The following is a 24,578-nucleotide window of genomic DNA, read 5'->3' as shown; positions in this document are numbered from 1 at the left end:
ACCGGAATCCGTGTTCTGAGAGCATTTTCGACAATAAGTTTCTCTTTTGACTTGAGAAAGCATCTTTATTACCCACAAGAAAATTTCTTTACAGACAACAAATCTTGTTGCTAGGATGCCGCATGTTGCAAAAATAACATCATTTCAACCCGCATTTGCAATCCCGCGCACCGTGTTCGCTCATTGCATCGCTAGTCGTATTGCATCGACAGAACTCTTACCTATCCGGAAAACCATCGTGACTGATCTCACGCGCCTCTTCTCCCCTCGGAACAACGCATTCATCGGCCTGGACATCGGCCGCCATGCCGTACGCATGGTTGAACTGTCGCGCACCAAAGCCGGGACCTTCGTCCTCGAAGGCTACGGCAGCGAGCGCGTCGCCGACGGCGCCGTCAGCGACGACGGCATCGAAGACCTGGAACATGTCATGAATGCCGCCTACCGGCTAAGAGAGCGATCGGGTTTCAAAGCACGTAAAGCCGCCATCGGCGTCCCACCCGCTGCCGTCACCACTCACACCTTGCGTATTGGCCAAACGCCTTCAGAGAGTCAACTGGAAGCGCTCGCAAAAGAACACATCGCACCGCTACTGGACTATCACGTCGCAGATGCCTGCATCGATTTCTGCATCGCCGCACCTGCATCGCAGCCTGCGGGACAAGTCGAAATTCTGATCGCGGCAACACGCAAGGAAAGCGTCGAAGATCGACTCGCTGTCGCCGAATTCCTCAAACTGCACGTCACCGTTGCCGATGCAGAGACCTATGCGGCGCAGGCTGCCGCGGCAACCGATTTATTTGCCGGCATGACTCTCGCTGCAGGCATCAATGCAGAACACCTGCAATCCGAAGCATCAACTTATCGGGTGGCGTGCGGATTGGCGCTGAGAGGATTCGATTGATGGTCCGTATCAATTTTTTGCCGCATCGTCTCGCTGAAGAACAGAAACGACAGCAGCGGTTCTACCTGACGCTGAGCGGCGCAATGATGGCCGGCGTACTCAGCGTGTGGTGCGCAGGACTGCTGTGCGAACAGCAGATCAGGCAACAGACATCGCTGGTGCAATTGCTGCAAACCGAACACGGAAAACTCGATGCGCAGATAAGCAGCGCAGAAAATTTGCAAACGCAAATCGACGATCTGATGCAAAGGCAGCAAGCTATCGCTGCGCTACGCCAACAACAGAATCAGACAACCCAGCTCTTGCAAACGCTCGCAGACCGGACGCCGCCAGACGTCACGCTACGTACGTTGCAACAACAAGCCACACGCGTCACGCTCAGCGGAAACGCCTCCTCGCCCGTGGAGATCATGCGGTTGCTGGCAAATCTTCGCGGCGGTGACGGCACGCTCAGCCATGTCGAACTGATGGAAGCCCACGCAGTACAGCAGCAATCGGCAAACGACAAGCAGAACGGCGCCGGCCACGAATTTATCATCACCACAGATGCAGCCCCCGACTCGCGCAACAACAAAGCCATGCAATGACGAGCTCCCGACCGACATCCCGTCTCCCGATGCGCCAGCCCGGCAACTTGCCACAATTCCAGCAAGTGCTGATCTGCATCGCCGCATTTGCGCTGATCGTATTAGCGGGCTGGCAAAACTACCTGCAGCCGGATCTGCAACGGCTGAAAAATCGTGAACAGGAAGAGCGGGCGTTGAAACTCGCCTACGAGACCAAGAGCAAAACCGCTGCCACCCTGCCCACGTTGCAGCGCCAGTTGCAGCAGGTCGCAGAAGAACTGCAAACCCAGCAGCAACATCTCGACGCTCCGGGCGACCGCAACATCGTGCTGCAAGATATCGCTGCAGCAGCGCAAGCACACAACCTGATATTCGAATCCGTCAGACCCGGCAAGACAGATTCCCTGGCCGACTATCTGGTTTACGCTGCCGGCATTCGCCTCAGCGGCAACTATCACGACCTGGGCCGCTTCGCTGCCGAGATGGCTGCCATGCCGCACATGGTCGTGCTGGGCGACATCCAATTGTCGGCAACGGATGGCGGCATCGTGGTCATGGATGCGACCGCATTGAGTTACCACCGTCACGAAAGTAAAAGCAGCGCTCGGCAAGACCGCGAAACAGCTGCCGGGAACATGCAATGAATCAAAGACTTCAAGCCGGATTGATATGCATCGCCATGGCAACTGCACTCTCCGGTTGCGATGAGCGCGAAACACCGGCGCAGTTGCAGGCATGGATTGCAACAGTGCGCAACGGTACAACGGTGACACAAGCGCAGTCCGTTGCGGCCCCCGCATTCGCCCCGCTGTCCTATCACGCGGAAACCGGCCGTACGCCTTTTGACCGCCTGCAAACTGACGATCTTGACCTCCCTCACAGCAGGCCCCTGCAGCGCGGCAATGCCCAGCCGCTGGAAGATTTTCCTCTCGAGTCGATACAAATGGTCGGCACGATTTCCCAAGAGAAGCGCCGCCATGTCCTGCTGCAAGCGGACCGGATTATTTATCAGGCCAAAGTCGGGGACTACCTCGGAAAGAATTTCGGCATGATCCGGCGCATCGCCGACAATGAAATCGAAATGGAAGAATTGCTTCCCGCAGCGGAAGGACGCTGGACCACACGCCGGACGACGCTTTCTCTGCAAGGAGGAAGGAAATGACTTTGCGTTTCACCCTGCGCGATGCCGGCGATGCCATGCACCGCGGCTTGCTTCGAACCATCCTGGCGCTTGCCGCAGTCGCGATGCTCATCTTCGCATCCACGGCAGCGACAGCACAGACGCCCGATACGCGAAACGCGATTCTCGCCGTCGACGCAACAGAAACGAACAATCACATCGACGTCCGCATCCAGTTACGCGACATACCCATATCGACGCCGATCCATTTCTCCACCGTCAATCCTGCGCGCATTGCGATCGATTTTCCTGCCACAGACAATGCGACAGGCAAGCAAAACCAGCGCCTGAATCTGCGCGATCTTCTTTCGTACGCAATTGTGCGATCTGAAGACCGCAGCCGCATCGTCCTCAATCTTGCAAGGACGCGCCGCTACACCTTACTCACAGAGGGCAGCATCGTGATGCTGCGTCTTGACGCCCCCCCTCTCACAGAGCCTGGCGCGACGCGATTGCTTCCATCGCGAGAAGATCTGCCGGCGCTGAAGAACATCGATTTCCGACGCGGTCCGCAGGGAGAAGGCCGCATCATCGTTGACTTGCCGGGCGCATCCACCGCAGTCAACGTCCGCCAACAGGGAAAACAACTGATCGCCGAACTGAGCAATACCGGCTTGCCGGAATCCCTGCGACGCAATCTCGACGTCGGCGACTTCGGCACACCGGTGCGGACTGTCCGCAGCATGCAAGAGGGATCAACTGTGCGCATGCTGATCGATGCCGAAGGTGCTTGGGAATACAACGCCTATCAAAAAGACGCCCAGCTCGTCATCGATCTTCACACTCCCACCGACAAAGAGAAACGCTCGCAACAGCAATATCGCGGCAACAAGCTGTCACTGAATTTTCAGAACGTCGAAGTGCGGGCGATCCTGCAAGTCATCGCCGACTTCACCGGCCTCAACATCATCACCAGCGACAGCGTCGGCGGCGCGCTGACATTACGGCTCAAGGATGTTCCCTGGGATCAGGCGCTGGATATCGTGCTGCAGGCGCGCGGGCTGGACATGCGCCGCAACGGCGGAGTCATCTGGATCGCGCCGCACAATGAGCTGTTGGCCAAGGAAAAACTGGAGCTGGAACAGCGTGCCCAGATCGCCGAGCTGGAACCGCTACGCGCCGAAGTGTTCCAGCTGAACTATCAAAAAGCGGAGGCATTTCGCAAAGTCTTCGGCATCAGCGATGACGGCGGCAATGCCGGCTACGGCAACTATGGCGGCGGCTCCCCAGCCGGAGAACGCCGCAACAGCATCCTGTCACGCCGCGGCAGCGCGATGGTGGACCAGCGCACCAATCAGTTGTTCGTCACCGACACGCCAACCGTTCTCGACAACATTCGCAAGCTGCTGGAAAAAGTCGATATCGCCTCGCGCCAGGTACTGATCGAGGCCCGCATTGTCGAAGCCGACGATTCATTCAGCCGCAATCTCGGCGTACGGCTGGGCTTCTCTGCGAAGACCAGTGGTTTTGCAGCAAGCAACACCTACAACAGCGTCGGCGAACTGGCCGGGCTGACGCCGGCGTCACCTTCTTCGTACGCGGACAATCAGGCAGTCAATCTGCCTGCTCGCGCCATCGGCGGCGCCAATGCGGGCAGCTTTGCTCTGAGCCTTTTCAATGCGGCCGCCAATCGTTTCCTCAATCTCGAACTTTCGGCGCTTGAAGCCGACGGCAAAGGCAAGATCGTGTCCAGCCCGCGCGTCGTCACCGCCGACCAGCAAGCTGCACTGATTGAGCAAGGCGAAGAGATTCCTTATCAGCAAGCCACCAGCAGCGGCGCAACTTCAACTGCATTCAAGAAAGCGAATCTAAAACTCGAGGTCACGCCGCAAATCACGCCCGACGGCAACGTCATACTCAGCGTCGACATCAACAAGGACAGCCGCGGCACCGCCACGCCGGGTGGTCTGGCGATCAACACCAAGCATGTCAAGACGCTGGTGCAGGTGGAAAACGGCGGCACCGTGGTCATCGGTGGAATCTATACCCAGACCGAATCGACGACCGTCTCCAAAGTACCTTTGCTGGGCGATATTCCGGTGCTGGGCAATCTGTTCAAGAACACGGCCAGAATCGACGACAAGACCGAATTACTGATCTTCCTGACGCCAAAAATCGTGCTGGATCGGCAATTTCTGCGCTGAAACAGGCCTGAAGCCATCTTTTTCCCGATATTTTCCCGACAACACAGCAACAGACGGTAAAATCGTCTGTTGCAGCCCGTTGCCATGGGAAGGCGCAAAAACATGCACAGAACATGCACGCCGTCCTCCTTGCAACCGGCCTCCGGACAATCCCGTAGCGAACCTAGCATATGAGTGGAAGCATCTTTCTTGTCGGCCTGATGGGCGCCGGCAAGACGACCATAGGGCGTGCCCTTGCCAAAAAACTGAACAAGCGCTTCGTTGACTCCGATCACGAGATCGAGTCGCGCACCGGCGCAACCATCCCCGTGATCTTCGAAATCGAGGGAGAAGAAAGTTTCCGCAGGCGTGAAGCCGACGTCATCCGCGAACTGAGCGCCCAGCATGACATCGTTCTGGCCACAGGCGGCGGCGCCATCCTGCGCGCCGAGACACGCGAATACCTGAAACAGCGCGGCACCGTGATTTATCTGCGCGCGGGAATCAACCAGATCCTGCAGCGCACCGGCCGCGACAAGAACCGCCCCTTGCTGCAAACCGCCGATCCGCGCCGCAAGCTCGAAGAGCTGTCACGCCAGCGCGATCCTTTCTACCGTGAAGTCGCCGATTTCGTCATCGAGACCGGTCGCCCGAACGTGCAATTTCTGGTGCAGTCCATTCTGAGCCAGCTCGAGCTGACACCCAAGCAAACTGCCGACATGCTGTCGACCGCCACCGAAGCCGCCAATACGGCCGCGACAACCATTGCGGTCGAAGCCATCTCCACCCTACTCAACAACGCTACTCCAGCAGAACCCGCCATGACCGCTTCCACTCTCTCCACCATTGCCCTGCAAGTCGACCTGGGAGAGCGCAGCTATCCGATCACCATCGGCCACGGCCTGCTGTCCAATCCCGAATTGCTGACGCGCCATGTCGCCGGCAAGCGCGCCGCCATTGTCACCAACGACAAGGTTGGCCCGCTGTATCTGGCGCAGGTCCAGAAGCTGCTCGAAGATGCCGGCAAGCAGGTCACCGCCATCGTGCTGCCCGACGGCGAAGAAGAGAAAACCTGGAACAGCCTGATGAAGGTGTTCGATGTCCTGCTCGCAGAAAAATGCGATCGCAAGACCACCATGATTGCACTGGGCGGCGGCGTCATCGGCGACCTGACCGGCTATGCGGCGGCGTCGTACATGCGCGGCGTGCCTTTCGTGCAGATTCCGACCACGCTGCTGTCGCAGGTCGACTCCTCGGTCGGCGGCAAGACCGGCATCAATCACCCGCTCGGCAAGAACATGATCGGCGCCTTCTACCAGCCGCAAGCCGTGATCGCCGACACTGCGACGCTGCATACGCTGCCGGCACGCGAATTGTCGGCCGGCCTGGCTGAAGTCATCAAGCACGGCGCCATCATCGATGCGCCCTTCTTCGACTGGATCGAAGCCAACATCGGCAAACTGGTCGCCAAAGACAATGCCGCGCTGGCGTATTCGATCCAGCGCTCGTGCGAAATCAAGGCTGACGTCGTACGCCAGGACGAACGCGAAGGCGGCCTGCGCGCCATCCTGAATTTCGGCCACACCTTCGGCCACGCCATCGAATCGGGCCTCGGCTACGGTCAATGGCTGCACGGTGAAGCCGTCGGTTGCGGCATGGTGATGGCGGCCGATCTGTCGCAACGCCTGGGCTTCATCGACGTCGCCAGCAAGGATCGCCTGACTGCACTGATCAAGGCCGCCGGTCTGCCGGTAGTGGCGCCGAATCTCGGCACGCAGCGCTGGCTGGAACTGATGGAAGTCGACAAGAAGAACGAAGGCGGTCAGATCAAGTTCATCCTGATCAAGCCGCTGGGACAACCGCTGATCACCAGCGTGCCACAAGACATCCTGCTGCAAACCCTGGCAGCGTGTACGGAAAGCTGATCGCATTTTCTTCAGTCCTTCCGTTTCGCTGCTCCTGTTTTGCGCTGCATTGAAGAACCTTTGAAATGAGTTCCTGACATGACCCAAGACGCGCCGCTCCAACTCGCCCCTTATGCCGCACATGCAGCGAACTCGGCAGGGCGGCGCTTCCCGGAACCGGCGCCCGGTTCGCGCACCGAATTCCAGCGCGACCGAGACCGCATCGTCCACTCCACCGCATTCCGCCGCCTCGAATACAAAACGCAAGTCTTCGTCAATCATGAAGGCGATCTGTTCCGCACCCGCCTGACCCACAGTATCGAAGTCGCCCAGATCGCCCGCTCCTGCGCCCGCAACCTGCGCCTGAACGAAGATCTGGTGGAAGCCATTTCGCTGGCGCACGACCTCGGCCACACGCCTTTCGGCCATGCCGGCCAGGACGAACTCAACAGCTGCATGAAAGACTTCGGCGGCTTTGAACACAATCTCCAGAGCCTGCGGGTGGTGGACGACCTGGAGCAGCATTACGGCGCGTTTGACGGCTTGAATCTGACGTTTGAAACGCGCGAAGGCATCCTCAAACATTGCTCGCTGAATAATGCGCGACAACTTGGCGCAATCGGCCAGCGCTTCATCGACAAGAAGCAACCGGGACTGGAAGCCCAACTCGCCAATCTCGCCGACGAGATCGCCTACAACAACCACGACATCGATGACGGCCTGCGTTCCGGCCTGCTGACGCTGGCGCAATTGAGCGAAGTCGATTTCTTCGCGCGTCATCAGCGCGAAGCCGAGCAGGCATACCCCGGCATCACCGGTCGCCGCGCCATCAACGAAACCGTGCGCCGCATGATCAATAGCCTGATCGTCGATCTGATCCGCACGTCGCAGGCCAACATCGCCGCCGTCGATCCAAAGAACATTGACGACGTCCGGAATGCGCAGCCGCTGATCGGCTTCTCCGAACCGATGCAACAGGAAGCTGCGATTCTCAAACGCTTCCTGCGGCAGAATCTGTACCGTCACTATCAGGTCAACCGCATGACCAGCAAAGCCCGCCGCATCATCGCCGAGCTTTTTTCCGCCTTCATCGGCCAGCCCAATCTGCTGCCGCCCGACTATCAGATCAGCGGCGAAGATGACGACGCCCGTCGTCGCCAGGCGCGCCAGGTTGCCGACTATATCGCCGGCATGACGGACCGCTACGCCATGCGTGAACATCGCCGTTTGTTCATGGTGGAAGAGCTGTAAGCAGTCGCTACGATCGATTTGCATCAGCCCTGCCTTCCTTCGGAGCCAATGTCTATTGTCTATTTCGCGCAGCTCAACGCTATAGAGCGGTGTACGTGACCAACATCAGGCTGATTACACTCGAACATAAGAGCGACGCCGATCTCGACACGATGAATTTGCGTATCAGCTTCTGCATGATCGCTTCCCGGATCGTGCATGAATATCGACAGGCCATGATTCCGCCAGCTCGGTCTGGAAGGATTGATCGCCGCCAAAATCCTGGCGGAAGAACGGAATCGCACCGGCCTCAACATTGCGCGTGAGAAATTAATTGCCGCACCGGAAACGCAATAACGAAAAAAATTACACGCGGGTCCGTTTCCAGATCAATTTTTCTGCATCAAATCATCGTGACACGACGTGTGCCGATACGACCATGAGGGATAAACAAGGAACTCTCGCGCCTTAGATAATTGCGCCTTTTTCTTCAGTTGGGAAACGATCGTTTATGGGGCGTCAGCATCGGGGAACATCGTTTCAAACAAGATTTGCCGAAAGTAAAAAATCTTTCAACTTCGGCCAAAACGATACGTATTGTCTCGTTTTTGTAGGCAAATTCCTACATCGTTAGTTGCCTTTCTGACCTTCAGATTCCTTTTTGGATGCCGTAAGTTGAGGATGGACTGCGTTTCTCCCCCTTCTTTTGTGCGGTCCTTGTACAGGAGACTGCCATGGCAATCAGCACCACCGACCTCAATACGTTAAGCACCATCCCTCAGACAAATCAGAGCAACACCTTGCCAGCGACAACGGACGGCACCGATGCGACGACCAGCGCCAACGGCGCCGGCCAGACCAAGCTGACGCCTGCGATTGTGAAACAGCAATTCAATGCATCGATTCTGCAAGCCTCGCTGGAAGTATCGATCAGCTCGCAAAACGATCCGCTGGCGCTGGTCTACAAATCTGCGATTGAAAATATCAACCAGATCCTCAAACCTCAGCTCGGCGACAACGCCATCCAGAACGCCGCCTCTCAGGACAACAGCCCGGAAGCGACTGCCGGACGCATTCTGTCCTTCATCAAGAGCGCGTTCCAGATGTTCAGCCTCAACAACACCACGCAAAAATCCGATGGTACGGACGACAGCGATAGCGACGGTAGCAGCGGTACCGGCACTGATCAGAACGCCGCTTTCGACAACTTCATGAGCCTGATTCAAAAAGGCGTCGACCAGGGCTTCAGCGAAGCACGCGGCATTCTGTCGGGCTTGAATGTGCTCAACGGCGATATCGCCAGCAATATCGACAAGACTTACGAGATCCTCAAAAAGGGCATTGCCGACTTCATCGCGTCGATCAAGAATCCCACCGGCGATGACGGATCGACGCCTGCAACCGGCGATGGCAGCAGCTCTTCCTCGACATCCACGTCGGTGTCGATTTCCGTCTCCGTTACGTCGATTCATACCGAAGTCACCAACTATTGATGTCTTGCCGTGCCGCCCTGTGGCGCTAATGCAAGGTGGTACGAATAGACACGACAGCAAGTTTTCAGACGTAAAAAAAGACGCGGCATGCCGCGTCTTTTTTTGCCCAGGTATTCAGCGTTCTCGTGCGACAACGCTGAATGCTCTTGCCTTGCTTTTAGCCTTTCAGCTTGGCAAATGCTGCCGCCATGGCATTATTCGCCGGTGCTTGCTGACGTGACTGCTGCCCCTGATGTTGCGACAGACGGCGCGCGTCGTTACGATCGCCACGCTGTTCCGGCTTGCTGCCGGCCACCGGCGCGCTATCGGACAGACGCATGGTCAATGCGATACGCTTGCGCTTCTCGTCGACTTCCAGCACCTTCACCTTGACCACCTGACCAGCTTTGACCACGGTATGCGGATCCTTGACGAAGGTATTCGACAGCGCCGAGATATGCACCAGGCCGTCCTGATGCACGCCGATGTCGACGAAGGCGCCGAAAGCCGCCACGTTGGTGACTACCCCTTCGAGGATCATGTCCGGACGCAGATCCTTGATTTCTTCCACGCCGTCCTTGAAGGTCGCGGTGGTGAACTCAGGGCGCGGATCGCGGCCCGGCTTTTCCAGTTCCTTCAGGATGTCGGTCACGGTTGGCACGCCGAACTTTTCGTCGGCATACTTGGACGGGCTCAACGACTTCAGCAATGCCGCTTCGCCGAGCACGCCTTTGACGTCCTTGTTGATGTCGGCCAGGATCTTTTGCACCAGCGGATACGATTCCGGGTGGACCGCCGAAGCGTCCAGTGGATTGTCACCGTTCATCACGCGCAAGAAGCCCGCTGCCTGTTCGAAAGTCTTGTCACCGAGGCGCGGCACTTCGCGCAACGCGGCGCGCGAAACAAACATGCCCTTCATGTCGCGGTACGACACGATGCTCTGCGCCACCGCAGCGTTCAGACCCGACACGCGCGCCAGCAGCGGCGCCGATGCGGTGTTGACGTCGACGCCCACGGCATTCACGCAATCTTCAACGACCGCGTCCAGCGAACGCGCCAGTTGCGACTGGCCGACGTCATGCTGATACTGACCGACGCCAATCGACTTCGGATCGATCTTGACCAGTTCCGCCAGCGGATCTTGCAGGCGGCGCGCAATCGATACCGCACCGCGGATCGACACATCCAGATCAGGCAATTCTTTCGACGCGAATTCCGACGCCGAGTACACCGACGCGCCGGCTTCCGACACGACGATCTTGGTCAGTTTCAATTCGGGACGCATCTTGATCAGGTCTTGCGCCAGCTTGTCGGTTTCGCGCGAAGCGGTGCCGTTGCCGATGGAGATCAGCGACACGTTGTGCTTCTCGGCCAGCTTGGCCAGCGTGTGCAGCGAACCTTCCCAGTCGTTGCGCGGCTGATGCGGGAAGATGGCCGTGGTGTCGACCACCTTGCCGGTAGCGTCGACCACTGCGACCTTAACGCCGGTACGCAATCCTGGATCCAGGCCCATGGTGGCGCGTGGACCGGCAGGCGCGGCCAGCAGCAGATCTTTCAGGTTGCGGGCGAAGACGTTGATCGCCTCGGCTTCACTGCGCTCGCGCAGGCCGGTCATCAGCTCGGTCTCCAGATGCATGAAGACCTTGACGCGCCATGCCCAGCGCACGGTATCGGCCAGCCACTTGTCGGCAGGACGGCCTTTATTGCTCACGCCAAAGCGTGCGGCGATGCGGCCTTCGCATGGATTATGCGGCGCATCCCACTTCGGTTTTTCTTCTTCCGTGTCCAGGCGCAGAGTCACGGTCAGCATCTCTTCGCGACGGCCGCGGAACAATGCCAGCGCACGGTGCGAGGGAATGGTGCCGACGGTTTCCGAATAATCGAAATAGTCGGCGAATTTTTCACCGGCGTCCTGCTTGCCTTCGATCACTTTCGACTCGACCACACCGTGGTCGGTCAGGTATTCGCGCAAGGCTTGCAGCAGTTCCGCATCTTCGGAGAAACGCTCCATCAGAATCTGGCGCGCGCCGTCCAGCGCAGCCTTAGTGTCGGCCACACCGGGATTGTCGCCGTTGTCGGTGGTGAAGGCCGGCTTGATGTACTTGGCGGCTTCTTCTTCCGGGTTCAGCATCGGATCGTTCATCAGTGCATCGGCCAGTTCGGTCAGCCCGGCTTCGGCTGCGATCTGAGCCTTGGTGCGGCGCTTCGGCTTGTACGGCAGGTACAAGTCTTCGAGACGGGTCTTGTCTTCGGCGTGGACGATGGAATCGAGCAACTCCGGCGTCATCTTGCCCTGCTCTTCGATCGACGCGATGATGGCGGCGCGGCGGCCTTCCAGTTCGCGCAGATAGCGCAGGCGCTCTTCCAGCAAGCGCAACTGGATGTCGTCCAGACCACCGGTGGCTTCCTTACGGTAACGCGCGATAAACGGCACGGTCGCGCCTTCGTCGAGTAAGGCGATCGCGGCGGCAACCTGCACCGGCTTGGCGACGAGTTCAAGAGCTAAACGTTGTTCGATGGAAGGCAACATGACAATGAAATCCGGGAATTGAAAAACAAGCGTTGGATGATACGCAATTCAACCGCATGCGCCAATCTTGACAGGACTTATTTCTTGCCAAATAGATGAAATAAATCGCTTGCGTGCGGGTTTACAGCGATAAATTCGCGGGAATTGGACGAGACGATTCGATATCCGCGATAATCGTCGCTTTAATTGTTGATTTTTTATCCAGTATGTCTATCCGTCTCATCGTCGGCCTCGGCAATCCCGGCCCGGAATACGAGCAAACCCGGCACAATGCCGGCTTCTGGCTGGTAGACAATCTCGCCGGCAGCACCCGTCTTGCACGCGAGACGCGCTTCAACGCGCTGGCCGCAAAAACATTCATCAGCGGCAGTGAAGTCTGGCTGCTGGAGCCGCAGACCTTCATGAACCGCTCCGGCCAATCGGTCGGCGCACTGGCGCGCTTCTATAAGATCGCTCCGGAAGAAGTGCTGGTAGTACACGATGAACTGGATATTTCGCCCGGCAGCGCCAAGATCAAGAAAGGCGGCTCCTCCGGCGGCCACAACGGCCTCAAGGACATCACCGCCGCACTAGGCACGCAAGACTACTGGCGCCTGCGCATCGGCATCGGCCACCCGCGCACGATGGGCCTGCAACAACCGGTCGCCGACTTCGTACTGCATCGTCCGCGCAAGGAAGAACAGGCACTGATCAACGAAGCCATCGAGAAATGTCTCGATGCAATTCCTCTGCTGGTTGAAGGCAAGTTCGAAGCAGGCATGATGCAGCTGCATACGGCAGCGAAATAGTCTCGCCTCGCACGGAAGCCGACGCCCAATAAAAAACGCCGGCAGCGTGCATCAGGCAGGCTGCCGGCGTTTTCGAATCTTCAGCAAATTACTTCAGCGTAGAAAACTTCTGCTCCAGCGTCTTGGCGTCGATCGCACCTGGAATACGCGAGCCGTCCGCAAAAATGATGGTCGGCGTGCCGGTGACTTTCATCTTCTGGCCCAGTGCCAGTACTTGCTCATGCGGCGCTGTGCAGGATGCAGGCGCAGCCGATGCCTCCTTGCCGTTCATCATCCAGTCGCTCCAGGCCTTGCTCGGATTGGCGGCACACCAGATATTGCGCGACTTCTCGATCGAGTCCTGCGCCAGGATGTTGTACTGGAAAGTGTAGACGGTCACGTTGTCGACTTCCTGCAAGGTCTTCTGGAAGCGCTTGCAATAACCGCAGTTCGGATCTTCAAACACGGCGATGAAACGTTTGCCGTTGCCCTTGACGGTCTTGATCGCCAGATCCAGCGGCAGGTCGGAGAACTTGACCTTGTTGATCGCCTGGATCTTTTCCTTGGTGAAGTCACGATAGGTTTGCGAATCGACCACGCGGCCGATGAACAAGTATTGCGCCTTGGCATCCGTATAAATCACATCGCCGTCGATCTGCACTTCGTACAGACCGGAGTACGGCGTCTTGGTCACCGCCTCTACCTTGGCGCCGTCGCCGAGACGCGGCTCAATCAGTTTCTTGATGTTGGCTTCAGTCGTATCGGCAGCGCAGGCCGAACCACCGACGCAGGCCAGAAACAATCCGGCTGCGGCCACAACTGCGGACAAGGCAGCAGGAAGTGCAAAAATCTTTTTCATGTTTATTCCAATGGAAGGACGGTCGTCGGAGCCGGTACAAGATCGTTCATCGCCCGGCTCGCGCAAATTCTGCCCACACTATAAGGTAAATTTTCTAAACTCGTTTGCCGAGCGCATGGGCCATCAGGCGCCGCTTTAAGACCGGCAGATGGTTCACCAAGTTCAATCCGAGATTACGTACGATGCGCAAAGGCTCGATGTTGGTTTCAAACAGGCGGGCAAGACCGTCGGTCGCCAGTTGCATGAGCAACACTTCTTCCTTGCGCGCGCGGGCATAACGCCCCAGCACGCGCGCATCGCCGCAATCACGCTGCGGCTCGCGCGTGCTGATCACATTCAATAGCGCGGCAACATCGGCAAAACCGAGATTCATGCCATGCCCGGCCAGCGGATGAATCACGTGCGCTGCATCGCCGATCAACGCAACGCGCGCTGCAGTCATCGCATGCGGCTTCACCAGCGTCAGCGGAAAGTCGCGCACCAGTTCCGGCTCCAACGGCGTCAAGGCGCCCAGCACTGGTCCTGCGTATTTAGCCAGATGTTGCGCCAGTTGCGCCGCGGGCTGACGCAGCAAGGTTTCCGCCAGTGCATCCGGCGCCGACCACACCAGCGACACGCGCTGCCCCGGCAAGGGCAACAGCGCGACAATGCCTTCCGCAGCGGTGAACCATTGATAGGCCACGCCCTGATGCGCCTTCTCGCAGGAAAAATTGGTCACGATGGCGCGCTGGCCGTAGGCGCGATAATCGAGCCCGATATCGCATTGCCCGCGCACCCACGACTGGCCGCCATCCGCACCGACCAGCAACGATGCTTTCAGCACGTCGCCATTTTCAAGTTGCAGATCGACGCCTTGCGCATCCGTGCGCAGCGAAACAGCGCGACCGTTGGTCACCCGCACGTTAGGAGAAAATTTCAGCGCCGCATCGAGCGCTGCATTCAGATTGCGGTCCTCGACGATCCAGGCCAAGGCATCGACATGCGCCGAGTAGGCATCGAAAGCCAGCTTGCCCGGATGATTGTCGCCATCGCCGAAGACTTCCATGCCATCCACGGCAGCCACACGCGCCGCATCGATCGCATCCCACACTTTGATGGAAGACAGCAGATCGCGCGCGATCTGATTGACCGCATAAACACGCACATCCCAGCTCACCTGTTCCGCATTCGCAGTCGATGACGATGCCGGCGCCAGCAAATTGACACGCAGGCCGGCTTGCGCCAATGCCAGGGCAGCAGTCTTGCCGATCGCGCCGTTGCCGACGATACAGATATCGCTGGACTGTGGATCCGTCGCCTTGCGCGCAGCGGCCGAAGAAGAATTTAATGTATGACCATTCATGGGGAAGCATTATAAACGGCTTCACGACAACACCTCCCTTGATCTCCCTCACAAGAAACCCATGGAAACGCCGCATAAATAAAGGCCTGCGCGCCGACAACAAAGAGGAAACAAATGGCCCGAACAAACTTTTTATAAAAAAAGTAGAAGCACCCTTTGCATTCTAAAATTATCTTGCTATAATTCGGCCTCTTGGCCTGGTAGCTCAGTCGGTAGAGCAGAGGATTGAAAATCCTTGTGTCGGTGGTTCGATTCCGCCCCGGGCCACCAAATATGAAGCGGACTACCTGTGAATAACGGCTAGTCCGCTTTTCTACAATTTGGCCCCGCTTCTACAATTTTGATATTTATTCTAAATATCAACGAAGCTCACAATGCTTATCGCCCTCTCCCAATCGACCGACCTGGAAGATAATGTTTCGCACAACATGTTAGCTGCGAAAAAGTCAGAACGATGCAGCCATCCTGTTCCGAGCGAATAAAAAATACCATCCGCCAGGAGAACTCAATGTCTCAACTGACTCAAACGGGCCGCACGTCAGATGACTTGCTGAGACTCATCGAAGAGAACCACGACAATTGCAGCACATGCAACGTCGAATTTCGAGACCAGGAATTCACCTACCAAGGCTATGACGCCTCAGGCGCACCTTGCTATGTCTGCACAAAATGCTCCAGTCAGCTCGTTGAACTCGCGGCGACATATCTCTATGAACGGCGCCCCTACGAACGTCCAAGCGCTGATACCAAGCTATGGCGATACATGGACTTCACAAAATTTGTGAGCTTGCTGCAATCTCAGTCACTCTATTTCAACAGAGCAGATTGCTTCGAAGACCACTACGAAGGGGCGAAAGGAAACAAGAGCAATAAAGCAAAATGGGATGCTTTTTATACTGAGTTCTTTAGAAACGCGATGTCCAATCCGCCCGCTGGTCACCCACAGACTCTTACACCGGCACAAATCACCGAAAGAGCGGAAGGATTTATAAAGGATCTTGAACAGGCAGGCATTCGTGCCCAAAAGGAAACTTTCGTTAGTTGCTGGCACGAGAATGAACATGAGTCAGAAGCAATGTGGCGGCTTTATTCGAGCTTTCTTGCTAATGCAGTCGCGATACAAACAACCTTTGGCAGTCTATACGAATCTTTAGGTCGCAACCCTCATATGAAAATTGGGCGAGTAAAGTACATCGACTACAGTAAATCTTTCGCCGGTATTAATGATTCTTTTTGGAGAAAACGTAAGTCTTTCGAACATGAGAAAGAAGTCCGCGTGATCCTTAGGGGTCACAACTCAACTGAGCGTGGCAAGGTCGTATCCTGCGACCTGCAGACCCTTATTCATAACGTATATGTGTCGCCCCAAGCGCCGCTTTGGTTCGCTGATCTGGTTACCGACGTGAGCCAAAAATATGGAATCAACATCCGAGTTTCTGGATCAGGCCTAAAAGAAACCCCATTCTTCTGAGTTACGGCACTAGATCACCCTTCCTTCTTCATCGTCCTATGTAAAGGCCGGACAATTTCGCCAAGCCTAGATCTAGTATAAATTTCAGTTGTAGAACGATTCCTATGGCCCAACAATCGTTGCGCATGAGCGAGATCGCCGGTGTCCGTAGCAGCCTTCGCTCGTAGATCACGAAACTGAAAATTCACATCCGCCTGCTTCCTGGCATTGTCAAATCTCGATCTCATAGCCGCATATGTCATATGGCTGCCATTCGGATCTTGCAATAAAGCCGGATTTCTTTCATCTCGAGATTTCCCAAGGATGCGCGAAATAACCTCTTCAAGTGCCCCCTCAATTTTAATTCTTAACTTCTTCCCTGTTTTGTTTTGTGACACCTGAATGGCCCCATCCACGATATCCGTCCGACGGATTTTCAGTACGTCCGCAGGCCGTTGGCCTGTGTACAGCGCTAGATCCATCGCATCTTGGACGGTGGGATGGCCGGCATGACAGACGGTGGCGACATAAAACTCGCTATCCGGATTGTTAAGTTCTCCCACCAGGCCATCGACGGAGAACACAATTTCCTTGCAGTTCATTTCTTTGGTGCTGATGATGCGACTGACTGTGACACGACCACGCAAGCTGTCCTCGATTGGCAGAGAATGCTTGACCTGCCATTTAGTGACGGCCCCCACCGCCAGCTCACCAGCGGCCTTGGCGATGCTGTCCTGTTCTTCTCCGTGTATCTTGCGCTGCTCATATTGCAGGCCCGCACGCGCTGCGGCCTGCACACCAAGGCCGATCCCGGTCGCCACTGCAGCATTCTTGGTCACCTTGCTGGCCAGCACCGCGCCAGCAACACCAGCTCCCGCGGTACTACCTTCAGTCAAGACCGAGCTGCAGCCACTGAGTCCCATCAGGGCGCACAGCGCCAGAAGACCATCAATCCGTTTCAATCGCATTCCACCATCCACTAGATAAGCCGTCGATCAATTCGACAATACTTTGATAGCTGTCTGTCAAAGCAGACATAAATGGTAGAGGTGAAAAGAGAATATGCCGGGGTTTAAGCGTAGCAATTGGATAATTCTTATGAAACAGAAAATTTTTTCCACGCTCAACTATTATTTTTGTATATAACAAATAGAAAACAATTGTTCTCGTGAGCCAATAAGGTTCAGCGAGATTATCTTTTGCGCCGACGCGCCGACTTCATGTCCGTCGAGATTGCTACTTGCCTCAGCAAAAAGGAAATACCTGTTTGTCGCGAAACAACGCTGTCAGCGTTTACTAAACGAGAAAGATGTGACTGTGTCGATTTTCTCGTAGAACTCCCCCTCTTCAATTGATCAGCGCCGAAAGCGCCAGCGTTGAATAATGCCCGGTCATGCCACGTAGATCACTCCGATCCCCCGACTTTTTCTCATAAGCAGAATTGTGTCCTAGAGGTTGATCAGTTTTCTACGCAAATCAGCAAATATCTCCCCTTCCGGCAGGCTTTCCCAATCAAGAGTAAAATCGACCTCAGTCTGTGAACTGTTGTCTCTGGTTAATGTATTTACTTGATTTGTCATTAACTTCCCACAGGACGGCTCCGCGACTTTGAGCAACCATCATCACGCAGTAACACACCATGAACATCCCCGAGCAAGGCCAGCTGGTCTGCGGCCCTTGTGGCCTCAAGAGCGGCTACAAGATTCCCGTGAGCGCCATCTGGCATTACGCGACCTGCATCAAATGCCATACCAAACATAGCGTCACCGCACAGGTCAAACCTGACGAGCGGTAAGCGACGAACAATAATGAAAAAAAGCGGAGCGCCTTTGAGAGGTCGCTCCGCTTTTTTTTTTGGATCCGCCTGAATCAGCGCGGCTTGAGTTCTGTCAGTCCCTGCTCAGCCAATGCTTTCAACCAGCCCAGCCCGTCCGAGGTCGCTGCTGCCGGTACGTACTCGCAACCGATCCATCCCTTGTAGCCCAGCGAATCGATCAGCTTGAGCAGATACGGATAGTTCAGCTCGCCGATATCAGGCTCATGACGTTCCGGCACGCCGGCGATCTGGATGTGGCCGACGCCGGCCATGTCGCGCTTGAGCTTGACGGCAACGTCGCCTTCGACGATCTGGCAGTGGTAGCAGTCGAACTGCACCTTGAGATTTTCTGCGCCGATCTCTGCGCAGATGGCTTGCGCGTCGTCCTGGCGATTGAGGAAGAAGCCCGGAATGTTGCGCGTGTTGATCGGCTCGATCACCACGGTCACGCCAGCCAGATCGGCGTGGTGCGCGGCGTACGACAGATTGTCCATATAGACGGCGCGATGCTTGGCGCGGTCCTGCTCGGGACGGATCAGGCCGGCCATTACGTGCAGCGTCTTGTTGCCGATGACTTCGGTGTATTTCAGCGCAGTCTCGATGCTGCGTTTGAATTCATCTTCGCGTCCCGGCAGGGAAGCGATGCCGCGCTCGCCGGCAGCCCAGTCGCCCGGCGGTGCGTTAAACAGCGCTTGCGTCAGTCCGTGCGCATCGAGACGCGACTTGATTTCTTCCGGCTGAAAATCATACGGAAACAAAAACTCAACGCCGCTGAAACCATCTTTGGCGGCAGCGGCGAAGCGATCGAGGAAAGCATGTTCGTTGTACATCATGCTCAGGTTGGCGGCAAAGCGCAGCATCGTGATCTCCTTGGAATGAAGGCGCGCACCTTGTTCGGATGCGCGCCGGTAAGCTTACTCGCAACAGTTACTTATTGGTTACTTGTTGACCAGTTTTGGTGAAGTTTTTAACACGGCGGCAGAACCGATCACCAGCATGATCGCCAGCATGTACATGCCGGTCGCGCCGTTGTGCGTCAGATCCTTCAAATAACCGATCAGATACGGGCTGACGAAACCTGCCAGATTGCCGACCGAATTGATGGCGGCGATGCCGACCGCGGCAGCAGCGCCGGACAGGAAGGAAGTCGGCAGCGACCAGAACAGCGGTGCGCAAGTCAGCACGCCGGCAGCGGCCAGCGACAGCGATGCAATCGAGATTGCCGTGTTGTCTGCAAACAGAGCGGCGCCCACGAAGCCGACCGCACCCATCATGGCCGGCACGATCAGATGCCAGCGGCGTTCACGGCGCGCGTCGGCGCTACGGCCGATCAGGTTCATCGCAATGATCGCGCAACCAAAAGGAATCGCGCTCAGCAGACCGATGTGCAGGTTGCCGGTCACGCCGGTGGCCTTCACCAGAGTCGGCATCCACAGCGTCAGACCGTATTGGCCCATGACGAAGCAGAAATAGATCAGGCACATCAGCCATACGCGCTTGTCGCCGACGATGTCTGCGAAAGAATGCACACTTTCCTTACCGTGCTGGTCGGCGGCGATTTCGTCGTCCAACAGTTTCTTTTCATCGTCGCTCAGCCACTTTGCCTTGGCGATGCCGTTGTCCAGATACGCCAGTGTCGCCAGACCGATCAGCACCGCAGGAATCGCTTCGATGACGAACATCCATTGCCAGCCGTGCATGCCGGTGGTGCCGTGGAAGGCGTCCATGATCCAGCCCGACAGCGGATTGCCGAGAATGCCGGCAACCGGAATGCCCGACATGAACACGGCGATCACCTTGGCGCGGCGATGCGACGGATACCAATACGTCAGGTACAGGATGATGCCGGGATAAAAGCCGGCTTCGGCCAGGCCGAGCAGGAAGCGCAGCACATAGAACTGCATCGGCGTTTCAACATACATGAAGGCCGCCGACAGGATGCCCCAGGTGATCATGATGCGGGCGATCCAGACGCGCGCGCCGACCTTGTGCATCAGGATGTTGCTTGGCACTTCGAACAGGAAGTAGCCGATGAAGAACACGCCGGCGCCGAGACCGAAAACGGTTTCGCTGAAGCCGAGGTCGACCGACATTTGCAGCTTGGCAAAGCCGACGTTCACGCGATCCAGATACGCGATGACGTAGCACAGCATGAGGAAAGGCATGATGCGCCAGAATACTTTGGCGTAGACCCGGTTCTTTTCTTGTTCGTTGGCGCTGGAACCCGATACGGTTCCTAGTGTGGTTGATGCAGTCATGCTACGACAATCTCCTGTTTATGTTGAGTATGTGAATAAGGCCGCTCCAACGGCCATTGGTTTTAAGGCGCCTGCTGTAACGAAAAGCGAGCAGGCAATCTGAAAACTGACATGCGCATCCCACCAAAAAGTCGGACGCTTGAAACTAAAAATCGGCTGGCGCAAAGCTGCTGGCTAAAAAAAGATAAAGCTGCCGCTGGACGCCGGAAAAATCCGGTGTCCGCATCCTGTTGTCTGTTGTTTTTATTGAGACCGAAATTCAGCGAATAAACACCATCGCTATCGGTGCAAAGTGCGCTGTCTGCGCTACCAGCGCGCGTTGAACACCTCGCGCAACTCTTGCAGCGCAGCCTCATCCAGAGGCGCGACATTCCCGCCGGCCAACTGCCATAGCTTGGCGGTTTCTTCCAGTTCTTCCAGGGCATATGCCGCCTTGGATACCGAGCTTTCCCACACTACCGGACCGAGCCGTTCAAGCAGTACGCCGCGCACCTTGTTGGCGAGTTGTTTGACCTGCTCCGCCACTGCCGGATCGCCCGGACGGCGATAGGAAATCAGCGGAATATGGCCGACCTTCATCACGTAATACGGCGTGATCGGCGGCAGCACATCGTCCTGCGACCACACGCCCTTGATGGTCAGGTTGACCAGATAAGTCGAGTGCGTGTGAACGACGCCGTGCATCTCCGGATTGTTGTCGTAGACCATGCGATGCAGCGCCAGCGTCTTGGACGGTTTGCCGCCCGACACCCAGTTGCCGCCCGCATCGACCTTGGCGATGCTCGCCGGGTCGAGATAACCGAGGCAGGCGTCGGTCGGCGTGATCAGCCAACCTTCGCCATGCGGCAGACGCGCGCTGATATTGCCGGCGGAACCGACGGTGTAGCCACGTTGATAGAGGCTGGCGCCGGTGCGGCAGATTTCTTCGCGCAGTTGGCTTTCCTCGCTGATGCTCATTGCTTGGCTCCGCCGAGGAAGCGCAAGGCCTTCTCGAAGAAATCGACGCCGCCGAAGTTACCCGACTTCAGCGCCAGCGCCAGCGGTTGCTCATCGAGCGTGGCCGTCGCCGGCACACCCGGATCGATCTGCGGTCCAATGCGCAATGCGCGCACGTCGAGTGCCTGCACCACGGCGCCGGAGGTTTCGCCGCCGGCCACCACGAACTGGCGCACGCCGCGTTCGCGCAAACCCTTGGCGATGTCGGCCAGTGCCTGTTCCACCAGATGGCCGGCTTTGGCCACGCCGAGTTCTTTTTGCACGGCCTTCACTTCGTCCGGTGTCGCGGTGGCATAAATCAGCACTGGCTCTTGCTTGATGTGCTCATCGGCAAACGCCAGCGCCTGCGCCACGATCGCTTCGCCGCGGGCCAGGGCCAGCGGGTCGATACGGTAAGCCGGATGTTTCGATTTCCATTCGGCGACCTGTGCATTGGTCGCCTTCGATGCGCTGCCGGCCAACACTACCGACAAGCCGCCAACCTTCGGCAGCTGCGCCGCTTCGCCTGCCGCATGCAGCAATCCTGCGCGGCGGAAATTCTCAGGCAAGCCGAGCGCAATGCCCGAACCGCCGGTGACCAGTTTCAGCTCAGCGCATGCTTCGCCCAACACGTACAAATCGCGATCCGACACGGCGTCGGCGATGGCCATCTTCACGCCATCTGTGCGCAATGCAGTGAAGCGTTCGGTGACAGCGGCAGCATCCTTGGCCACCGTGTCGTAACGCACCAGGCCAACCTTGGATTCGGTCTGGCGCTGCAGCACGCGCACGAGATTGGCATCGGTCATCGGCGTGAGCGGATGATTCTCCATGCCCGATTCGTTCAGCAGTGCGTCGGCGACAAACAGGTAGCCGCGATAAATGGTGCGGCCGTTTTCCGGGAAGGCCGGGCAGGCGATGGTGAAGTCGGCGCCCAGTTCTTTCAACAGCGCATCGGTCACCTGGCCGATGTTGCCGGCGTCGGTAGAGTCAAAGGTCGAGCAATACTTGAAGAAAAATTGCGTGCAGCCCTGTTGCTGCAACCAGCGCAATGCGGCCAGCGATTGCTCCACCGCTTCAGCGGCAGGAATGGTGCGCGACTTGAGCGCGATCACCAGCGCATCGGCTTCGACGGCGGGCATCTGCTCGGGGATGCCGATGGTTTGCACGGTGCGCATGCCGCCGCGCACCAGCATGTTGGCAAGGTCGGTGGCGCCGGTGAAGTCGTCGGCGATGCAGCCGAGTAGTGGTTTGGCTTGAGACATGGTCAACTCCTGTATTGCTTTTACTGGATTTACTGTACTTACTGTTTCTGCGGCGGCAAATCGATGCCCGGGAAAATTTTGATCACGGCCGAATCATCTTCGCCGCCATGACCTGCAGTCGAGGCCATCATGAACATCTGATGCGCAGCGGCCGACAGCGGCAGCGGGAATTTGCTGCGGCGTGCGGTATCGAGCACCAGGCCCAGATCCTTGACGAAGATATCGACCGCCGACAGCGGTGTGTAATCGCCGTTGAGGATATGCGGCACGCGGTTTTCAAACATCCACGAATTGCCGGCGCTGTGCGTGATGACTTCATACAGTGCATCCGGATTGACGCCTTCGCGCAGACCCAGCGCCATGGCTTCCGCCGAGGCGGCGATATGGACGCCGGCCAGCAGCTGATTGATGATCTTGACCTTGGAACCGATGCCGTGGGTGTCGCCCAGTCGATAGACCTTGCCGGCCATGCCCTTCAACACATCTTCGATCTTGGCGTAGACGTCGGCCGGACCGGAAGTCATCATCGTCATCTCGCCCGATGCGGCGCGCGCGGCGCCCCCCGACACCGGCGCGTCCAGCATGAGCAAACCTTTTTCAGCGAGACGCTGACCCAAGGCAATCGAAAAATCCGGTGCGACCGTCGCGCTGGAAATCACCACGCTGCCCGCCTTCAATGTCGCTGCGGCGCCGTTCTCGCCGAACAGCACCGTCTCTGTCTGCGCGGCGTTGACCACCAGCGTGATCACGACGTCGACGGCCTTGCCCATCTCGGCAGGATTGGCGCAGGCGACGCCGCCTTCGGCAGCAAATTTGTCCAGCACTTCCTTGCGCACGTCGCAGGCATGCACGTTGAAACCTGCGCGCAGCAGCGAGCGTGCGACGCCCAGACCCATTGCTCCCAGACCGATCACACCAACATTTTTAGACATCGTCGACTCCACTGATTGCGGCGGCGTGGGCTGTGGATCACTCAATCTCTGAGCTCGGGATCCGGCACGCTGCGCCTGGTTGAAATTTTTACTGCGAGTTTTACTGAGATTCTTGCTGCGAGTATTTCTCTTTGCTACCCTGCCTGGCTCAATCGCCGGGCCGCATTGAACATGTGGGTCTGCGCTGCTGCGCGCGCCGCCATCTCGTCGCCGGCGCGAATCGCGGCGACGATGGCTTCGTGCTCTTCGCGCACCTGGCGCGAGAAGTCGTCACGCCGCGCTTCGTTGCCGCGCGTGACGGTGGTGGCCGCTTCCAGATACTGGCTGAGAAATTCCAGCGTCTTGATGAAATACGGATTGCGCGTCGCCGTCGCCAGCGCGCGGTGAAATGCGACGTCAGCGGCAACGCCGTCGCCGCCTTCTTTCACGTCCGTACCGATGCGCGCCAAGGCGTTGTCGATGGCGACCATGTCGGCATCGGTGCGGCGCTTGGCGGCCTGCGCCGCCACTTCAGCTTCGATGGCGCGGCGCAGCTCGACGATCTGCAAGACCGCTTCGGGCGAACTGGTTTCGGTGTAATCGATGCGCAGCGGCTTGATACCGGCCTGCTCGGTGACGAACACGCCGCTGCCCTGGCGCGGCTCGACCACGCCTTCATGCTTGAGCCGGGAAATCGCTTCGCGGACCACCGTGCGGCTGACGCCGAATTCCTGCGCCAGCACCGCCTCGGTCGGCAATTTGCCGCCGCGGGGGAACGCGCCCAGATCGATTTTCTCCAGCAATTGCCGCGCTACCGTATCGCTGAGCGCCTGCACCGGAATCTTTTGGAACATGAATGTCTCGTCGTTTTTGATAAGTTATCCGGTCATCATACAAATTTATGTAGCGCGATGCAATCTGTCGCTACAAAATACTTTTCAGCAATATTTATCAAAGATGAAAGCAATATGCTGTGTTTTGACGGAGATAGCGCACAAATGCGCGATGGAGCGAACGCGAAGGCGC

At 57.3% G+C, this 24,578-nt stretch carries 21 protein-coding genes, 1 tRNA gene and 1 pseudogene; 12 read left to right on the top strand and 11 right to left on the bottom strand.

Going from position 1 to position 24,578, the window contains the following annotated elements; translation table 11 throughout:
* Positions 1–238: 238 nt before the first annotated feature.
* From pilM to AC1RN6_RS07925, 8 genes are all read left to right on the top strand, one after another.
* Positions 239–904, top strand: a complete 666-nt coding sequence (gene pilM, locus AC1RN6_RS07960; protein ID WP_493004400.1) for a type IV pilus biogenesis protein PilM — start codon at positions 239–241, stop codon at positions 902–904.
* On the top strand, positions 904–1,491 hold the full coding sequence (locus AC1RN6_RS07955) for a PilN domain-containing protein (RefSeq protein ID WP_493004398.1): 588 nt from the start codon (positions 904–906) through the stop codon (positions 1,489–1,491). The genes pilM and AC1RN6_RS07955 overlap by 1 nt, the downstream gene beginning before the upstream one ends.
* Positions 1,488–2,114 (top strand): type IV pilus inner membrane component PilO, encoded by a 627-nt coding sequence (locus AC1RN6_RS07950; protein WP_493004396.1) that lies wholly within the window; start codon positions 1,488–1,490, stop codon positions 2,112–2,114. The genes AC1RN6_RS07955 and AC1RN6_RS07950 overlap by 4 nt, the downstream gene beginning before the upstream one ends.
* Entirely contained in the window at positions 2,111–2,632 is a 522-nt protein-coding gene (locus AC1RN6_RS07945) for a pilus assembly protein PilP (protein WP_493004394.1), read from the top strand. Before AC1RN6_RS07950 ends, AC1RN6_RS07945 begins: the two co-directional genes overlap by 4 nt.
* Positions 2,629–4,794, top strand: coding sequence for a type IV pilus secretin PilQ (locus AC1RN6_RS07940; RefSeq protein WP_493004393.1), 2,166 nt, complete (start codon positions 2,629–2,631; stop codon positions 4,792–4,794). The genes AC1RN6_RS07945 and AC1RN6_RS07940 overlap by 4 nt, the downstream gene beginning before the upstream one ends.
* Before the next feature lie 170 nt (positions 4,795–4,964).
* Positions 4,965–6,698, top strand: coding sequence for a bifunctional shikimate kinase/3-dehydroquinate synthase AroKB (gene aroKB, locus AC1RN6_RS07935; protein ID WP_493004391.1), 1,734 nt, complete (start codon positions 4,965–4,967; stop codon positions 6,696–6,698).
* A 78-nt stretch (positions 6,699–6,776) separates the two neighbouring features.
* On the top strand, positions 6,777–7,928 hold the full coding sequence (locus AC1RN6_RS07930; protein ID WP_493004389.1) for a deoxyguanosinetriphosphate triphosphohydrolase: 1,152 nt from the start codon (positions 6,777–6,779) through the stop codon (positions 7,926–7,928).
* Positions 7,929–8,641: 713 nt separating this feature from the next.
* Positions 8,642–9,400: a DUF5610 domain-containing protein gene (locus tag AC1RN6_RS07925; protein ID WP_493004387.1), complete on the top strand. Its 759-nt coding sequence runs from the start codon at positions 8,642–8,644 to the stop codon at positions 9,398–9,400.
* A gap of 157 nt (positions 9,401–9,557) precedes the next feature.
* Here the strand turns inward: AC1RN6_RS07925 and AC1RN6_RS07920 are convergent, their stop codons facing one another.
* On the bottom strand, positions 9,558–11,909 hold the full coding sequence (locus AC1RN6_RS07920; RefSeq protein WP_493004385.1) for a Tex family protein: 2,352 nt from the start codon (positions 11,907–11,909) through the stop codon (positions 9,558–9,560).
* 206 nt (positions 11,910–12,115) lie between these two features.
* Here AC1RN6_RS07920 and pth point away from each other — a divergent pair, with 206 nt between their 5' ends.
* Positions 12,116–12,697 carry an aminoacyl-tRNA hydrolase gene (gene pth / locus AC1RN6_RS07915; RefSeq protein WP_493004383.1) on the top strand — a complete coding sequence of 194 codons (582 nt, stop codon included), beginning with the start codon at positions 12,116–12,118 and terminating at the stop codon, positions 12,695–12,697.
* Positions 12,698–12,785: 88 nt separating this feature from the next.
* Here the strand turns inward: pth and AC1RN6_RS07910 are convergent, their stop codons facing one another.
* Positions 12,786–13,535 (bottom strand): DsbC family protein, encoded by a 750-nt coding sequence (locus tag AC1RN6_RS07910; protein WP_493004382.1) that lies wholly within the window; start codon positions 13,533–13,535, stop codon positions 12,786–12,788.
* 94 nt (positions 13,536–13,629) lie between these two features.
* The gene (locus AC1RN6_RS07905; RefSeq protein ID WP_493004380.1) at positions 13,630–14,877 is read right to left on the bottom strand and encodes an FAD-dependent monooxygenase; all 1,248 of its coding nucleotides are present in this window, start codon (positions 14,875–14,877) and stop codon (positions 13,630–13,632) included.
* Between the two features lie 194 nt (positions 14,878–15,071).
* Between AC1RN6_RS07905 and AC1RN6_RS07900 the strand changes: the two genes are divergently transcribed.
* A tRNA-Phe gene (locus AC1RN6_RS07900) sits at positions 15,072–15,147 on the top strand.
* A 238-nt stretch (positions 15,148–15,385) separates the two neighbouring features.
* Positions 15,386–16,348 carry a hypothetical protein gene (locus AC1RN6_RS07895; protein ID WP_493004378.1) on the top strand — a complete coding sequence of 321 codons (963 nt, stop codon included), beginning with the start codon at positions 15,386–15,388 and terminating at the stop codon, positions 16,346–16,348.
* A gap of 14 nt (positions 16,349–16,362) precedes the next feature.
* Here AC1RN6_RS07895 and AC1RN6_RS07890 read toward each other — a convergent pair whose 3' ends face one another.
* Both AC1RN6_RS07890 and AC1RN6_RS07885 read right to left on the bottom strand, forming a co-directional pair.
* The gene (locus tag AC1RN6_RS07890) at positions 16,363–16,809 is read right to left on the bottom strand and encodes a tyrosine-type recombinase/integrase (RefSeq protein ID WP_493004746.1); all 447 of its coding nucleotides are present in this window, start codon (positions 16,807–16,809) and stop codon (positions 16,363–16,365) included.
* Between the two features lie 21 nt (positions 16,810–16,830).
* Positions 16,831–17,295: pseudogene (locus tag AC1RN6_RS07885) on the bottom strand (hypothetical protein); the annotation flags it as partial.
* Positions 17,296–17,966: 671 nt separating this feature from the next.
* On the opposite strand from AC1RN6_RS07885, the gene AC1RN6_RS07880 reads away from it, so the two are divergent.
* Positions 17,967–18,122, top strand: a complete 156-nt coding sequence (locus AC1RN6_RS07880; protein WP_167541852.1) for a hypothetical protein — start codon at positions 17,967–17,969, stop codon at positions 18,120–18,122.
* A 74-nt stretch (positions 18,123–18,196) separates the two neighbouring features.
* Here AC1RN6_RS07880 and otnI read toward each other — a convergent pair whose 3' ends face one another.
* From otnI to AC1RN6_RS07850, 6 genes are all read right to left on the bottom strand, one after another.
* Entirely contained in the window at positions 18,197–19,003 is an 807-nt protein-coding gene (otnI, locus tag AC1RN6_RS07875) for a 2-oxo-tetronate isomerase (protein ID WP_493004376.1), read from the bottom strand.
* Between the two features lie 78 nt (positions 19,004–19,081).
* Positions 19,082–20,401: an MFS transporter gene (locus AC1RN6_RS07870; RefSeq protein ID WP_493004375.1), complete on the bottom strand. Its 1,320-nt coding sequence runs from the start codon at positions 20,399–20,401 to the stop codon at positions 19,082–19,084.
* A gap of 306 nt (positions 20,402–20,707) precedes the next feature.
* Positions 20,708–21,358, bottom strand: coding sequence for a 3-oxo-tetronate 4-phosphate decarboxylase (gene otnC, locus AC1RN6_RS07865; RefSeq protein ID WP_493004373.1), 651 nt, complete (start codon positions 21,356–21,358; stop codon positions 20,708–20,710).
* Entirely contained in the window at positions 21,355–22,641 is a 1,287-nt protein-coding gene (otnK, locus tag AC1RN6_RS07860; RefSeq protein ID WP_493004372.1) for a 3-oxo-tetronate kinase, read from the bottom strand. The genes otnC and otnK overlap by 4 nt, the downstream gene beginning before the upstream one ends.
* Before the next feature lie 38 nt (positions 22,642–22,679).
* Positions 22,680–23,618: an L-threonate dehydrogenase gene (gene ltnD, locus AC1RN6_RS07855; RefSeq protein WP_493004370.1), complete on the bottom strand. Its 939-nt coding sequence runs from the start codon at positions 23,616–23,618 to the stop codon at positions 22,680–22,682.
* An 89-nt stretch (positions 23,619–23,707) separates the two neighbouring features.
* Positions 23,708–24,406 carry a FadR/GntR family transcriptional regulator gene (locus tag AC1RN6_RS07850; protein ID WP_493004368.1) on the bottom strand — a complete coding sequence of 233 codons (699 nt, stop codon included), beginning with the start codon at positions 24,404–24,406 and terminating at the stop codon, positions 23,708–23,710.
* Positions 24,407–24,578 lie beyond the last annotated feature (172 nt).

Source organism: Herbaspirillum sp. GW822-FHT03A08 (genome assembly GCF_058801885.1).
Note: the sequence above shows the minus strand (reverse complement) of the source record. Positions and strands in the feature narration are given on the sequence as shown.

What these genes read in the sequence shown, in the direction of transcription:
- AC1RN6_RS07955 (WP_493004398.1), top strand. Translation starts at nt 904, where the DNA reads ATGGTCCGTATCAATTTTTTGCCGCATCGTCTCGCTGAAGAACAGAAA.
- AC1RN6_RS07880 (WP_167541852.1), top strand. Translation starts at nt 17,967, where the DNA reads ATGAACATCCCCGAGCAAGGCCAGCTGGTCTGCGGCCCTTGTGGCCTC.
- AC1RN6_RS07895 (WP_493004378.1), top strand. Translation starts at nt 15,386, where the DNA reads ATGTCTCAACTGACTCAAACGGGCCGCACGTCAGATGACTTGCTGAGA.
- otnK (WP_493004372.1), bottom strand. Translation starts at nt 22,641, where the DNA reads ATGTCTCAAGCCAAACCACTACTCGGCTGCATCGCCGACGACTTCACC.
- aroKB (WP_493004391.1), top strand. Translation starts at nt 4,965, where the DNA reads ATGAGTGGAAGCATCTTTCTTGTCGGCCTGATGGGCGCCGGCAAGACG.
- AC1RN6_RS07920 (WP_493004385.1), bottom strand. Translation starts at nt 11,909, where the DNA reads ATGTTGCCTTCCATCGAACAACGTTTAGCTCTTGAACTCGTCGCCAAG.
- AC1RN6_RS07910 (WP_493004382.1), bottom strand. Translation starts at nt 13,535, where the DNA reads ATGAAAAAGATTTTTGCACTTCCTGCTGCCTTGTCCGCAGTTGTGGCC.
- AC1RN6_RS07870 (WP_493004375.1), bottom strand. Translation starts at nt 20,401, where the DNA reads ATGACTGCATCAACCACACTAGGAACCGTATCGGGTTCCAGCGCCAAC.
- AC1RN6_RS07950 (WP_493004396.1), top strand. Translation starts at nt 1,488, where the DNA reads ATGACGAGCTCCCGACCGACATCCCGTCTCCCGATGCGCCAGCCCGGC.
- AC1RN6_RS07930 (WP_493004389.1), top strand. Translation starts at nt 6,777, where the DNA reads ATGACCCAAGACGCGCCGCTCCAACTCGCCCCTTATGCCGCACATGCA.
- AC1RN6_RS07890 (WP_493004746.1), bottom strand. Translation starts at nt 16,809, where the DNA reads ATGGATCTAGCGCTGTACACAGGCCAACGGCCTGCGGACGTACTGAAA.
- AC1RN6_RS07925 (WP_493004387.1), top strand. Translation starts at nt 8,642, where the DNA reads ATGGCAATCAGCACCACCGACCTCAATACGTTAAGCACCATCCCTCAG.
- otnI (WP_493004376.1), bottom strand. Translation starts at nt 19,003, where the DNA reads ATGCTGCGCTTTGCCGCCAACCTGAGCATGATGTACAACGAACATGCT.
- AC1RN6_RS07905 (WP_493004380.1), bottom strand. Translation starts at nt 14,877, where the DNA reads ATGAATGGTCATACATTAAATTCTTCTTCGGCCGCTGCGCGCAAGGCG.
- otnC (WP_493004373.1), bottom strand. Translation starts at nt 21,358, where the DNA reads ATGAGCATCAGCGAGGAAAGCCAACTGCGCGAAGAAATCTGCCGCACC.
- AC1RN6_RS07945 (WP_493004394.1), top strand. Translation starts at nt 2,111, where the DNA reads ATGAATCAAAGACTTCAAGCCGGATTGATATGCATCGCCATGGCAACT.
- AC1RN6_RS07940 (WP_493004393.1), top strand. Translation starts at nt 2,629, where the DNA reads ATGACTTTGCGTTTCACCCTGCGCGATGCCGGCGATGCCATGCACCGC.
- AC1RN6_RS07850 (WP_493004368.1), bottom strand. Translation starts at nt 24,406, where the DNA reads ATGTTCCAAAAGATTCCGGTGCAGGCGCTCAGCGATACGGTAGCGCGG.
- pth (WP_493004383.1), top strand. Translation starts at nt 12,116, where the DNA reads ATGTCTATCCGTCTCATCGTCGGCCTCGGCAATCCCGGCCCGGAATAC.